At 59.1% G+C, this 13,291-nt stretch carries 16 protein-coding genes and 1 pseudogene; 3 read left to right on the top strand and 14 right to left on the bottom strand.

The window, feature by feature from the left end:
- Nucleotides 1–62 precede the first annotated feature (62 nt).
- The 3 genes and pseudogenes from B8987_RS00770 to B8987_RS19530 form a co-directional block, all read right to left on the bottom strand.
- The gene (locus B8987_RS00770) at nt 63–293 is read right to left on the bottom strand and encodes a hypothetical protein (protein ID WP_084660668.1); all 231 of its coding nucleotides are present in this window, start codon (nt 291–293) and stop codon (nt 63–65) included.
- 297 nt (nt 294–590) lie between these two features.
- Nucleotides 591–641, bottom strand: a pseudogene (locus B8987_RS20170) (hypothetical protein); the annotation flags it as partial.
- 126 nt (nt 642–767) lie between these two features.
- A complete protein-coding gene (locus B8987_RS19530) occupies nt 768–929 on the bottom strand; it encodes a hypothetical protein (protein ID WP_176213120.1) in 162 nt (53 codons plus the stop codon).
- A 451-nt stretch (nt 930–1,380) separates the two neighbouring features.
- Here B8987_RS19530 and B8987_RS20175 point away from each other — a divergent pair, with 451 nt between their 5' ends.
- Genes B8987_RS20175 through B8987_RS00785 form a run of 3 tightly spaced genes read left to right on the top strand, consistent with a single transcriptional unit; the run spans nt 1,381 to nt 2,449 of the window.
- On the top strand, nt 1,381–1,569 hold the full coding sequence (locus B8987_RS20175; RefSeq protein WP_084660669.1) for an AbrB/MazE/SpoVT family DNA-binding domain-containing protein: 189 nt from the start codon (nt 1,381–1,383) through the stop codon (nt 1,567–1,569).
- A complete protein-coding gene (locus B8987_RS00780) occupies nt 1,566–1,886 on the top strand; it encodes a ParB/RepB/Spo0J family partition protein (RefSeq protein ID WP_084660670.1) in 321 nt (106 codons plus the stop codon). The genes B8987_RS20175 and B8987_RS00780 overlap by 4 nt, the downstream gene beginning before the upstream one ends.
- Nucleotides 1,883–2,449, top strand: coding sequence for a guanylate kinase (locus B8987_RS00785; protein WP_176213121.1), 567 nt, complete (start codon nt 1,883–1,885; stop codon nt 2,447–2,449). Before B8987_RS00780 ends, B8987_RS00785 begins: the two co-directional genes overlap by 4 nt.
- A 320-nt stretch (nt 2,450–2,769) precedes the next feature.
- On the opposite strand, the gene B8987_RS00790 is transcribed toward B8987_RS00785, so the two are convergent.
- The 11 genes from B8987_RS00790 to B8987_RS00840 all read right to left on the bottom strand — a co-directional run bounded on the left by B8987_RS00790 (nt 2,770) and on the right by B8987_RS00840 (nt 13,278).
- Entirely contained in the window at nt 2,770–3,285 is a 516-nt protein-coding gene (locus tag B8987_RS00790) for a hypothetical protein (protein WP_084660672.1), read from the bottom strand.
- A gap of 106 nt (nt 3,286–3,391) precedes the next feature.
- Complete coding sequence (locus B8987_RS00795) at nt 3,392–3,628, bottom strand: hypothetical protein (protein ID WP_084660673.1); 237 nt, start codon at nt 3,626–3,628, stop codon at nt 3,392–3,394.
- A 108-nt stretch (nt 3,629–3,736) separates the two neighbouring features.
- A complete protein-coding gene (locus tag B8987_RS00800) occupies nt 3,737–4,018 on the bottom strand; it encodes a DUF2442 domain-containing protein (RefSeq protein WP_084660674.1) in 282 nt (93 codons plus the stop codon).
- Nucleotides 4,019–4,032: 14 nt separating this feature from the next.
- Nucleotides 4,033–4,287: a DUF4160 domain-containing protein gene (locus tag B8987_RS00805; RefSeq protein WP_084660675.1), complete on the bottom strand. Its 255-nt coding sequence runs from the start codon at nt 4,285–4,287 to the stop codon at nt 4,033–4,035.
- Between the two features lie 341 nt (nt 4,288–4,628).
- Nucleotides 4,629–4,832, bottom strand: a complete 204-nt coding sequence (locus B8987_RS00810) for a hypothetical protein (protein ID WP_084660676.1) — start codon at nt 4,830–4,832, stop codon at nt 4,629–4,631.
- Between the two features lie 196 nt (nt 4,833–5,028).
- On the bottom strand, nt 5,029–5,880 hold the full coding sequence (locus B8987_RS00815) for a lytic transglycosylase domain-containing protein (protein WP_084660677.1): 852 nt from the start codon (nt 5,878–5,880) through the stop codon (nt 5,029–5,031).
- Nucleotides 5,880–6,083, bottom strand: a complete 204-nt coding sequence (locus B8987_RS00820) for a hypothetical protein (RefSeq protein WP_139793438.1) — start codon at nt 6,081–6,083, stop codon at nt 5,880–5,882. The genes B8987_RS00815 and B8987_RS00820 overlap by 1 nt, the downstream gene beginning before the upstream one ends.
- A gap of 23 nt (nt 6,084–6,106) precedes the next feature.
- Entirely contained in the window at nt 6,107–7,999 is a 1,893-nt protein-coding gene (locus B8987_RS00825; RefSeq protein ID WP_176213122.1) for a VirB4 family type IV secretion system protein, read from the bottom strand.
- 26 nt (nt 8,000–8,025) lie between these two features.
- Nucleotides 8,026–8,877, bottom strand: a complete 852-nt coding sequence (locus tag B8987_RS00830) for a PrgI family protein (protein WP_084660680.1) — start codon at nt 8,875–8,877, stop codon at nt 8,026–8,028.
- A gap of 43 nt (nt 8,878–8,920) precedes the next feature.
- A complete protein-coding gene (locus B8987_RS00835; RefSeq protein WP_084660681.1) occupies nt 8,921–11,050 on the bottom strand; it encodes a hypothetical protein in 2,130 nt (709 codons plus the stop codon).
- Between the two features lie 26 nt (nt 11,051–11,076).
- Entirely contained in the window at nt 11,077–13,278 is a 2,202-nt protein-coding gene (locus tag B8987_RS00840; protein WP_084660682.1) for a hypothetical protein, read from the bottom strand.
- Between the last annotated feature and the right edge of the window lie 13 nt (nt 13,279–13,291).

Below are 13,291 nucleotides of genomic sequence, written 5' to 3' on the forward strand. Positions count from 1 at the left end.
ACGACAAAGCCTTTAACGCGCCCAATATTTCTCCCTGCTAGAGATAACACAGAAAATGTTAGTCACACTTCCCTCTCACCGTTATGCTCCGCAAAATCAAGTAATGCGGCTTGCGTAGCTTCATACGCTTCCATTACCCAGTTTTTCCACTGTTCTTCCGTAAACACATATTTGTCAGGATATCGGAATTGACTAGGAAAATCCCCTAGTTCTGGCACATAACCATCGAGATCGGCATATGATAACACATGTTGGCTATATCCCGGCGGCAGTTGGGTATAAATGAATGCCATGTTCACTCATCCTTCCAGTTTCTTGGATTTTGACGCTGTGAACCTGTTGAACCGTTAATTCTTCTGATCGGAACAAAAATAATACGATGTCTCGTGGTCTGCATACGCATTAGCCCACCCGCTTTCGTACCGGGCGGTAGTATGATGAATAGATGTTCCGCAAATATGACATACCATTTTATCCCCCAGGATCCTAAGCATTTTCGATGGGATACTCAGTCCCCGTACAGTTCCGGCATCTCCTGACGGCATGCGTCACACACTAAATCGCCTAGGGCATCGGATTCTCCGTGGGCCTCACAAACATACTTGTGACAGACCACACACACCGCATCGGGGTCTCCGTGGATCTCACAAAAAGACTTGATACAGACCCCACACTGATAGATCCCGGGCCGCCGACAGCGCCAACATTGTAGCATCTCGTCCATGATGTCTCCTCCGTTCCCCCAACACGCGGGTCATCTTCGGCGTCTAATGGTCTTCCTCATACCCATCAAACCACACGACTTGCCCTTGCTCGTCAATCTTATGCGTATCCTCTCGCCGGCAATGCGCTTGCGCGTCCTCTAGCGTTAATCCCCGTTGAATGACGCGCCGATGCCCATCCCGATAAAAGCGCACGATCCGATACATCTGGATCGACCTCCCGTAAAGACATGATTGCGGGCCATGACGCCCATAAAAATCCCCACCTTCTTAACCGAAGGCGGGGGACGACGGGGGGCATATGCCAAGGAGTGGCCGGCTCAGAGTCTTCAACAGGAATATTGATTTCCGTTAAGGCGGAATAGGTCGGCGGCACGCCACAGGCTTTTTGCGCCCACCCCCCAGTCCACCGTCCGCAGAAAGGGCGTGCGTGGTTGGGCGATGGAAAACAGGATGACACTCATAGCACACCTCTCCTTTGTCAGATATTTACGTTTGCTGAGGGATCCTCGGCTTCCCATTCGGCATTCGATCTCCCACAATGACCGGATTTTTCAGGCATTCCCCCAGGTTCTTGCTTGTGATTGGCACACATGATACAATAAACAATCATGATAGTTCTGAGTATCAGGATAATGATGCCCGGAGGGATGCAGATATGATAACCGTGACTACACGGGTAAATGGCCCGCGTTATCAAACAACCGTTCCACGGGCCATCCGGGAAAAATTACACATTGATCGAGGGTCCGTTCTGATATGGACGATTCAATCTGACGGTCACGTGATCGTTTCGACCCTTCCCGAAGATTTTTCGATACCGTTCGAGAAGGAGTCTTCCTCATGAAATGGATTGATCCTCGTCAACTGATCCCTACTCAAGAATTAGCGACTATGATTGGGCAAATTCGTACACTGGTTCCGATTATGCAAGAACATGGATATGATGTGTCATTTCCGATTGAGGTACTGGAATTTCAAAATCGTTATTATGTTTTGGAGGGTCATCATCGGTTGGCTGCCGCAATGTTATTGGGCATTAACCCCGTACCGATTGTCACGCGAGCCGATCTGCCTGGAAACATGCCCCCAGACATCTTTGTTCAGGATATTCCCGTTTCAGCACGGTATGATTTTGAAGAACTATGGGGAAAAGAATTATGAAAGGACATATTTTTATCCTGATAGGCCCTAGCGGAGCAGGTAAAACGACTTTAGCGAACACCCTTCATCAGGAAGGATTGGCCCATCGCATCGTGACATGGACAACACGATCCCCTCGACCGGGCGAAGCGCCTGGACGAGATTACATTTTTGTAACTCCAGGGCAATTTGACGCAGCCTTTCATCAAGGGGACTTATTAGAGCGTGAATATCTTTACGGAACATGGTACGGGACCCCCATTCAAGCATTATCGGATGCTTTGCATCAAAATCACATTGTTCTTATCTCTATGGGACTTCAAGGCGCTCGAACTATCAAACAACGCTGGCCATCCCAGTCAACTATCGTGGCCGTACTCCCCCCCAATCCAGAAACCTTGTATCAACGTTTACTCAATCGTGGGATTTCCGATCACGATTTAGCTGTACGATGGCCGGTTATGCAGCAAGAAGTGAACGAAGCCCAACAATTGGCAGATTATCTTATTATAAATGATGCTCTGCCTCGTGCAATTGCTGAACTCAAACACATTATTTCACAACAAACCTCTAAGATCCTTTAATCGTCTTTTTGGCCTCTTCTTTTTGTTGATCCAAAGCGTGCAAAAGTTGTTCGGCACTCTCCGGCGAGGAGGCATTGACGTTCTCCCCAGCGCTAAAGCGCGGGGATTCTTTCTCGCTCTGCGCGAGCTACGCGGACGTGCTGGTGGGGATGCCACTGCACGCCCGTGGGGGACGCCATCGCCCCAACTACGGGGCCGAAGCCCCGATACTTGGATGGCTGCACCCTCCGCGAACGGGGTGGAGCTTAAGGATATTCTATCACAACCGGGCGGCTTATCCCCAGCGCTCAAGCGCGGGGCTTGCGCCGCCGGGGTTTCGGTCATTTTATACCCCTCCTACAGCGACTAATAATCAAATCGACCACATCCTCAACGGGCATCGTCGCCGTATTGACCTGTAAATCCGTCGGCCACGGCAAGGGGACCGCCGCGCTATCGTACCGCAGAAACCTTTCCAACAAGTCCGCCGCCGTGTCCTGATACGGCCAATATCCCTCATTCCCCGTCTGACGAACCGAAAATCGTTGCCGCAACACCGTGACGGGGGCGGTTAGCCACACGCGGAAGACATACCGAGGGGCATGGCGTTCCCAGGCGACAAGTTCTCGCCAATTCAGCCCCGTGGACACCCAAATTCCGGTCCGCCCGGGAATGAGGAACGGTGAATCCCATGCACGCCAGAGACGTGGCACCACCTCGGCCCACACGCGATCCTCATCCTGCACCGTGTTGCGCAAGCGGCCGACGGAGACGACGGGCCATCCCGCGCGCGCTTGCATCGCGTGGGCCGTCGTGGTTTTGCCCGCTCCGAGATTGCCACAGAGATGGACAATCATGCACCGACCCTTCCTTTACGAAACGTGCTCACGATTGTGGGCTGATCACCGGATTGATCAGGTTCCAAATCATCCGGTATGGAATATCCGAGCCGGTCGTGACGGCTTATAAGGTTCCCGGCTTTCCGAGTGTCCAACTCCAGTGACGATACTCTGGAAACGTCTCGCGTGTTGCGTGCGCCAGAGCGGTGATTGCCTCGGGCACCATTGTTCCAGCCCGCAACCGCACGTCCAAAAAGATCCAATGATGATCCAGATCGAGCCATATCTGTCGGCCCCCTAACTCACAATACGAATCTAAGATCACGTGCAAATTGGATGGGATATCGATACGAATTATCATCTTTAAGTCCCCTCAAACACCGCTTCGCAAAACAAAACCCCGACGGCCCGCCGTAAACGATGTCAGTGAGCGTGCCTTCGGGTAACACCTACTTTTACAGTACATGATTTATGAGTCCATCAACTGGTGAATGGTAATGGGTTTGCTTTCCACATAGAGAACACCCGGATCCACATCCAAACCATTCGGCCAGACAATCGAAATCTGGTCCTCGTCAACTTGGACTTGCCGAAAGAATGCCCATTGTTTCAGAGGCTCAAACAATTCCCCGCTCCGCTCAACCTCCGCACGGAAATCCGCGATCCGATATTCCCCTGTGTCAAACTCTAACAACAGGTAAGTCGGATAGATCGGAAACACCCGTTGAACCCGATGGATCGGAGGATGCATATCAATCACCTCATTTAATCCTGAATCCACGGCGGCATGTGTCCATTGCGGACCGCAGTCCACGCTCTCAAGACATCTTCGCGATGAACGGCTAACCACCGTTGCACTTCACGCAATGTTTTGCCGGGGAGTTGCCCTTCTAAAAGCTCGCCCGTCATAATATTGATTGATACTGACTGTCCCGCCTTACGTAAGTGAAAGTGAGGCAACGAATGATCTTTTCCATAAATATACGCCCGCCAACCCATAATCTCGGCAAACGGCGGCATCGAAACTTCACCTCTATTATAGAACTCATAACCCCATATGATTCATCACTAGCGATGTCATGAGGACTTGATTCTAAAAAGTCGATAGATCCTTACGGTGTTCGGGGTCGTCATCATCAACTGCTCCGCCGCCGCTCCGCACAATAAAAAACCGAAGACCCTTTGCCAGAGACTTCTCGCGAATGCCTTCGGTTGACACTCTCAAGACCTGCCTGAACAGTCAAGACATGTACGCATGAGCTATCTTTGTTAGCGGCTTTTGTATTCTTGCGGATCGATCACCACGGAGTCTTTTCGCTCCGAGAGATCGATGCCCCCACGTCTCGTATCCAGCCTGTTCGTTATTCGGCTCGAAGACTGCGCCGGTGACTCACCCACTCGTCCATCAGCGAATCGATGCAATCCCCGCACACGCCATCCCAGGCATGGATCGGCTCCCCTTGACCGGATGCGTGCGGAAAGGTTGTGTTGTGCGAGACGACAATCGCGTAGGCCTGTTCGTCTTCACGCATCACGTGACCGCACAATGCACACCGATAATGCAACGCCCTCACCTCCTTGCCTTCGCAGGCATCACAGCGCGGCTTTCACTCCGTAACGCGCCACCGCCGACGCGCTGTTCAGGACGAGCACGTCCTGCCCACCTGATCGGAGCCCAGCGCCGCCAGACCAAGACGGATCATGGCCCGAGCGTTTACAAGTACCGACCTTTAAGCCGAGGAAATTGACAGATGGCGGCAACTAGGCCGCCAAAGCCGCCCCCGCTTCTTCCAGCAAGGCATCGAGTTCTCCCACGAGGGAATCCGACGCGACTCCCGGCGTGCTGGCGACGGTCGGAAAGAAGTTGGGCAAGCTGGATGGCAACGCCAATTCCATCTGCCAGGTCGCCACATGCCGCATGGTGGCCACCACTTGATCAACGTATCCGGTCATGGTGAGTCCGGCATTAGCGGCATCGCACGCGGCAAAGCCTAGTCCGCCCGGACAAGGCACTACCGCGAGGGCAGGCGCCGCGACGGACCATGGGGCATCATAGCTAACCCGTGGCGTCACAAAGCCCGTCCCTCCATAATATGCGGCCGTCGCCAAGAGCCAATTGCCCGTCGCCTGTTTGTTTTCTGCGAGCAGTTCCGCTCCCAAGATGAGGTTTTCGCCCGGATTCGCGCGCGCCCCAGGATACCACCCCGGCAGACTTTGCGCCGTGCTCGGAATAATCTGCATGAGGCCGTAGGCGCCGGCGGGCGACCCGGCATTGGGCACACCGCCCGACTCATGCAACATGATTGCGGCAATGAGGATCGGAGGCACTTTCGTTTGTTGCGCCGCAATGAGAATGTCCGGCCACCAGCGAAACACCCGTTCTTCCGCATTGGCGGGGAGCGTAAAAGGCGCCGTGGCGGACGTTTGGAGGGCCTCCTGTTCTTGAAAACCCTGCCACCATTGCGCGGACGGCATGGCTTGCACAAAGAGCCACGGTAAGAGCATCAACGCCACCACGAGGATCACGCGCCCCCATCGACTCGGATGGGAACGCCATCGCATTCCTACTCCGAACCCCGCCGTCGTCTGCCGAACCGTGATCTTACGGAGCATTAGGGTCGGCCCCCTTCGGGGGGTTCTACCATCACAGACCAGACGACGCGCCAATCCGTGGCGGGGAATCCGTGTTGCTGGAGCCAGGTGCGAATCGCGTCTTGTCCCCCGGTCACGATGGACACAGGCACGGGCACCATGACCATAAGGCCGTGGGCATCAGGCGTCCACACGCCGACACGGGATTCGGTCTCGGCCATCACGATGATCACTCCTTTTGACTGGATTATGAGGTGCGCCGGGCGCGGGTCCGATACCAGGCTTCTTCTTCAGGCGGGACAATCGCCCGCACTTGGGTCCAGGCATCGTGAAAGCCGTCACGCATGCGCAATAACACCTGTTGCGGGGGCAAGGCTTGTAATGCCGTGGCCACCCGTTGGGGCATGTGCAAGGCGTCCGCCGTCGCGCGAACATCTTGTTGCGATTCCAAGCGGAGAAAGGCTTTGATGGGGGCGGCATTCCACATGCCTTGCCCCGCGGGCGTATCCCATAAGGCTTGGGGTTGATTCGTCGCCAAGGCGAGCACACCATTCCATTTGCGAATCGTCGTCGCTAAATCGACAAGCGCGGGGCCTAACACCGATTGCGCCAACAAGCGTTGCCCTTCATCCGCCAACACGACGGTCCACTGGTTCTGCATTTTGCGCACCCGCAACCACGCCCACGTGGTTTGCATGACGAGCCAATACCGCGCCGCCGTCGCGGCCGGTAATTTAGTCGTCCCCCACGCGCCCTGGGTCGCAATATTGCCCAAATGCCACACCACCAGGGATCCGGGCATCGTCGGCCAATTTCCCGTCGCGTGGGCCAAGACGTGTTGATCCGCCCCCCGCCAATACGTCCACAGGCGGGCTCGTGCATCTTGTGCTGCGGCGTCCGGCATCGTCTCTAGGGCCGCCCAGACATCCGCCATTGTCGGCGGATCCGAATCCCGCTCCCAACTGAGAGGATCTTCGAGCGTGACGCCACGTGTGGCCCACGCTTGCAGAATCGCCTGTTGCACGGCGGCATCCGTCACCGCATCCCACGATCCTAACAAACGCAAAACCGTGCTGGCCGTCCGCAACATCGTCGGCATCCGCATAGCGTCGGTCGGGCCGTGGCCCGTCCGGGCGGGCAACGCAAACGGATTGGGCACCGTCCCCGCTTGTTGATCTGAAATGTCGATCCACGTTCCTCCCACGGCGTCACACAAAGCGCGATATTCCCCGTCCACGTCGAGAATGACCACGCCCCAGTCTTGGGCCAACCAGCCCTGGGTCAAGGTTTTCAACCAAAAACTTTTGCCGTTGCCGGTGGCGCCCACGACCAATAAATTGGCCGCCAGTCCGTTGACGTCCTGAAAAAAATCGACAAAGACGGGCTGATTTTGCGGCGTATGCCCTACGTAGACGCCACGTGCGGGATCATCCGTCACATGCCCCCATCCCGGCCACACGATTTGCCCCACGCGATCCGTGGGCACCACGCGAGGATTCCACCAGATGTCCTGGGATCCCATCAGCCACCGCCACCATCCCGGGCGATCCGCAGATCCTCGACTAGTCAGGCCCGTCCACATGCGCTGGAGCATTCGGGCCTGTTCCCACGTCAGAGGCACCGCATGAATGCCCAAGGATTCCCATCGCGCCTGCAACAGAGCGACATCCGCGTCCAGCGCGTCCGGCGTACTGGTCACGACCACGAAGGCATCGAGGGTGACCAGCGTATCCGCGGCAAACACGATGCGGTCCCGCAATTGCCGCAAGCCTTGGAGCGTCACCCATTCATCCCGACGGGGACCTAATTCGCCTTGATCCCGATCCCGGACAGCCCATTCCAGCCGACGAATTTTGCGTTCCAGATCGCCATTGAGCACTAAGCCCCCGGGATCGAGTCGCCAAAACCACGTGACCAACGGCCACGCATCGGGACGCAAGGGACTCAAGAGCGGCGCCACGTGGTCCCCCGTCAAGCGGGGCGGCCATTGATCAATGCCCCACGCTTGATGCGCGACCGTCAGCGACCCGCCCGCAAATTGCACGGTCTCGGGCGTCTCAAACCACAATCCCCCCATCTGCGCGGTTTCGGATCGCGGCTCTGTCATGGAGCGTCGCGCCCGTGCGGACCACCAAGCCATTGGATGATGCCTCCTTTCTCCTCGCCTTAGCGGATCGACGGTCCTTGCCGTCGAATCACGACGGGCCCTTGAACCCGTTCCAAGGCGACCGCCTGCCATTGTGCATAATCCGCCCCGGGATGGCCCAGCCCCTGCAACATCCGTTCGGCGGCGGATGCACTGAGCCAGTGCCACGTGCCCGGTCCCGCTAAACTCTGCCACGTTTGTTCGGCCGCGAGCAAGTGTGGCACCGCCTCATCCCGGTGCGTTCCCGGCACGCTGAGCCGCACCCACACGCCCGAGGCAATACTTTTGGCCGCGACGCGCTCAATCCACCATTGCCATCGGCGCCGCAACACCGGCGGGAGGTGCGGAGGCGGTACGTCCCGCATCCCCGGGCCTTGCACGCTCCCAATCTCCACCGTACATCGATGCCACGCCGCTGTCCGCACCACTGTCGCCAATCGCCGATGCCAAGCGTCCAGATCCTCCGGATCGAGAAAGGCCACGGGTGGGATGGTGAGCCAGGCCATCGCCCACACGCGATCTCCCATGACCCAAAAGGGGTCCTCCCGTTGATAGGCTGGCACCGACCAGCCGCCACCTGGCCACGTAGCCCATTGCCGAGGACGCCGCCGAAATTGCCGACGGATAGCCCACTGATGGGGGCCGTCGATAGCCCCCCACGCCATTAGTCCCCCCGTGCCGATCAGCCCCATCATCAGCGCGGGGGTCGTCCAGCCGATTGCACTCCCTACGAGTAGCGCGATCACCAACGCGACACTTCCGATACCCAAAAACGTGATGAACTGTCCCCACGTCAGATGCCCAATGAGATGGGCATCCACTCGCGGGTCGAGATCCGGAATGTCCAGCGGCGTTAACGGATCGTCGGCCATCTCCCATCAGTCCTTTCGTCCGATATCCAAGTGATCGGTGCGTTTAAGAGCTGGACGGGGGGCGGGATGAAGGCGAGGATCGCGTCGCCATCGACGCGGACGATTCGTCGTCGCCTCCCCACCACCGACGCACTGTCCAAACCCCTTGCCGATATTCTTCAGTCATGCCCTGGCGCGTGCGCTGAGTCCCGGCGCTACCGGATGCCCCCGTTCCCGCTTTCCACGATGCCGGAACCGCCACCGGTCGCGGGAGTTCGGATGGCCACGGCCGATCTCCCGCGACCCACGCCTGCACCCGATCTCCGATCACGCGCAGGCGCCGGGCCGCGTGATCCGCGGCACTCTCACCGGGCTGCGGCGGCACGTCGCCAATCTCCGTTGCGGCCCGATCCCACCACGTTTGATAATCCGTCAATCGCGCCGCCGCCACAAAGGTTTGATCGCCCCGTTGCCAAACCACCGGTACTAAACTGTGGGGCGGCGGTGTATGACTTTGTTGCGCTGTCTGCAATAACTGCTGCGTGCGTCGCGTCACCCAGTCTTGACGCTCGTGCCACGGAATCTGGCGGGTGTCCGCTTCCTGCCAGGCGTCTTGCGTCAGGGCATCCTGCCACGCCTGTTTGGTTAATTGCGCTTGCCACGCCGCCGCGTTCTCAATCCCCATTACCCGCCAGACGTGCTCAGCCGGGCCCGGCACCCAAATGCCGGACGTCGCCCCCGATGCTGACGACAGCATGGCGGGCAGGGGATTCCATTCTGGCGCGGTCGTGGTTCCCCATCGCGCCGCCTGCCCTGCGGCAATCTCCGCCGAAGACCACGCGGTCCGCTGGCGTAGCCCGTCGGCGGCTGCGCGCCGATCCGTCCCCCACTGTTGCACGGTCTCCCCGGTAGTGCGCACAGCCGCCGCCGTCTCCCCCGACCATCCCGATGCCGCCCGGATCAATCCCCCACCGACCCATTCTGACACCGCCCCGATCTGCTGTTGCCATTGGCTCCACGCGCCGACCACGGCAATTTCGCCTTCTCGCACCCACAACTTCAACGGGATCAAAACCCAGCGCCACGCCACCACCACGATGACCGCCGTGACCAGACCCGCGACCCATGGAGTTAATCCCGTCAAAACCTTGGGCAATCCGAGGGGACCATGCGCATCGCCCCCATCCAACACAACGATCAAGGCGGTCCACACCCAGGCCGCCACTTGCAAGAGCACCACCCGGATGGTCAATCCGGCCATCCGGCGTGTCGTCTCCAACGTCCACGGGTCAAACGCAATCACCCAAATCCACAACGGACTTAGGCCCAACCACAAGGCGCCGAGCAACAAGATCAACGTCCAAAGCGTTTGCACCACGGTGAGGGCCACGGTCAACGCCACCCCGACATGAAAGACCGCATAGAGCCACGATCCGACCGCCCCGGGCACCGACAAATTTCCGCCTGCCACGCTCATCAAACTGACCAGGGTTTTTGCCAAATCCGCCGCGATCGCCACGGTCAATGGCGTACCAAGCAGATATGGCATTTTGCTGACGTAGGCCAACCCATGACTCCCCGACAATCCCCATAACGCCCCCCAGAGCCAAAATGGGTTCGTCAACCATTGGGCGCTTTGCGCAGGAGTCAATCCAATCATCTGCCCAATCGCCGGAATCAGGCTCCGCACGCTGAGCACATGCCACGTCTGCGTCAGGAACCACGGCAGCGCACGCGGCGTAACAAACAGCACCGCCCCCGTGATCAGCGGGACACCGAGCGTCGTCGCGGAGATCCCCCGATGGCCCGCCATCATCCGGGCAATGCCGCCCAACACCCCAAGCGTCCAAATCATGCCCACGAGCACGGCCCACGCGGGAGACCAGCCCATCGTCAGGGGGACGGCGGATCCCACCGCCCCCGGCGTCCACAAGGAATACGCCAGCGTCGCATGCGGAGCCGCCCGCACAATCGTCTGCACTTGATGGAGTTGTGTGGGTGTCGCTTGCACCCAGGCCCCCAAATCCTGCAACATGACGCCCCACTGCATCCCAAATTGCGCTACAAGCCATAACGTCGCCGGAATCAAAAACAACCAGACATCCACTTCATGATTCAGTCCGGTAAAGCCGCCTTGAATCCCTTTACTGATCGCGGAAGTGATCGACGGTAAGAATTGGAGCAATTGTCCCATGATAGTCCTCCTTGATTCGGCCCGCGCTACGACACCGGAGCGGAATCCGACCTCATACCGTTCATGGACTCCCGACCCGGCCATGGGACAGCCTGCCAAGCGGGGCCTCCCACGCCATCCCATCCCAAGGGTTCGGAGGGCAACACCAGATCACCGGATCGGGCTCCCGCCCCATGACGCCACGCCCGTGTCGTGCCCGTGGGCACCACAGGAGCCACCATGCCCTCGATCACACACATCCCGATCAATCCCCCGGTCGGGGGCGGCATCACACCCCCGTCGATCACCACGACGGGTACATCCGGCAACCGCTGAAGCACCCGACGCCATCGTTCGGCTTCCCGGGGCACGCGCACCGGCAACGCCATTGCCCAGACGGTTAACGTCTCCCGGATCAGGGCTTGGGGCGGTTCACACCACGGCTGGCCCGCAATCCATTGTGCATCCCATCCCAATCCGGGGCGAATCGGGGCGTCGTCCCCCGGAAAGAAGATTTTGAGGATGCCGGGATGCGCTAAATGGCCGTCAAGCAACAGCACCCGTTGCCCGAATTGAGCCCAAAATCGAGCCAACGCTACCGCCGTCGTCGTAGCCCCGGCCCGCCGCTGATTGCCCCAGACCCAATACCGCAGATCAGCCGACAAGGATTCTCCCTGTTGGACAAGATGCGAGGAGACTCCCCCTGACCCTGATGGCCCGAAGACGGGCTCAGGATGCTGACGTCCGGTTTCGGACGGTTCCGGTCGGTGATCCAACGCGGGCGGCGAAATCGGAGCGGCGGGCTTTTCCTCCCCGGATGATGACGATGCGACGGACTCTGGTGACATACGCAACGGACCTCCGGATGACGGGATAAGACGACGCGGTGGCGTCACCGGTTTGGGCGCATCCCACTGAGGCGGGGGCGCCGTGCGCCACGGGCCCGGAGGCACCCACAGTTCCGGATTCGATGCCGCTCGTTCCAACGCATTCGGGGATGGCGAGACCTGCGGTGAGTCTTCACCAGGATTCTCAGGATTCTTAGGATCTTCGACCACGTTTGTCAGCGGTAGCGTCTCGTTCTGGGGTGAAGCCGGAATCGGCTCCACCGGAGTTGGCGTCTCGTCCAGCCTCACATCCGCCGCTTGGGATGCCGTCGGCTGAGGGGCAGACGGTCGTGCGGGTTCGGCATCCGGCACGCCAACCTCGGACGCCCCCTTGTCGGATGCCGGTGAGGATGCTTCGGGCGCTGACGCTCGTTCACGCTCCCATACTTGTTGGCGCAAAGCGGCGACTTCTTGCGCTAATTGGGCCACGCGGGCCTGCGCTTGCGCCCGCTCTTGTTCCCGCAAATTCGCCAAAGTGCGTTCTAATTCCCACTTTTCCGCCTGCAAGCGCGCTTCTTCCTCGGCCGCGGCCGCCGCGGCGCGCTCGGCTTCGTGTTGGGCCGCCTGATGCCGTTGCACGGCATCGCGACGTTGCCGATGTTCTGCGGTAATGGATTGCATGCGGGCCTGAACCGCCTGTTGCACCTGTTGGGCGGCCTCGGGACTCAATCCTTTGACCCGCGTCGTCGGCTTAGCACTTTTCGCATTTTGGGCTTGGCGCCAACTCCGCTCCCACTGTTGCGGGTCCCCTGTGACCAAGCTCGTCCCCACCGTGATGGCACCCAGCGTCGCCCACATCTGCCGCTGCCATTCCGCTCCCGATAACGCCGCCACGGTGCGCGGCCATGCACACCACCATTCCGTCGGACTCACCCGCACCCGTGCCGCATCAGGCGGCAACAACGCCGTGAGAGCCGCTACGATGTCTTCGGGCGTGCCGGACCAATCCGGACCCATGTGCACCACGCCAATGACCCACGGCCCAGTCCCCGTTTGGCGTTGCCACCACACCGCACCAGCTTCGGACGTCAAACACGCGGTGTCCGCATCCCAAGCCCCCGGCGTCGTCCACGGCCACTGCATGGGATTCCCCGTGGGCCATTGCAACCGTAAAGGCGTCGTGGGATCCCAGACTGTCTCGTCAATCCAGATGCGTGTTCCGTGATCCGTCAAGGTGCGACACGCCTGCTCCCATTGATCACGGATCGCGGGATCAGTGGGAAGCTGCTCCCCGGGAATCCGAAGGGTTTCCGGCCATAACGCGACTCGTTCCGCCATGTACACGACGGCCATCGGCGTGCGGTAGTCTTCTTCCGGATTCCCCGTTTCGGCATCGGCCACAATGCGACATTGCCACGCCATTGATCGGTCACCT

It is taken from the genome of Sulfobacillus thermosulfidooxidans DSM 9293 (assembly GCF_900176145.1).
Lineage (GTDB): Bacteria > Bacillota > Sulfobacillia > Sulfobacillales > Sulfobacillaceae > Sulfobacillus > Sulfobacillus thermosulfidooxidans.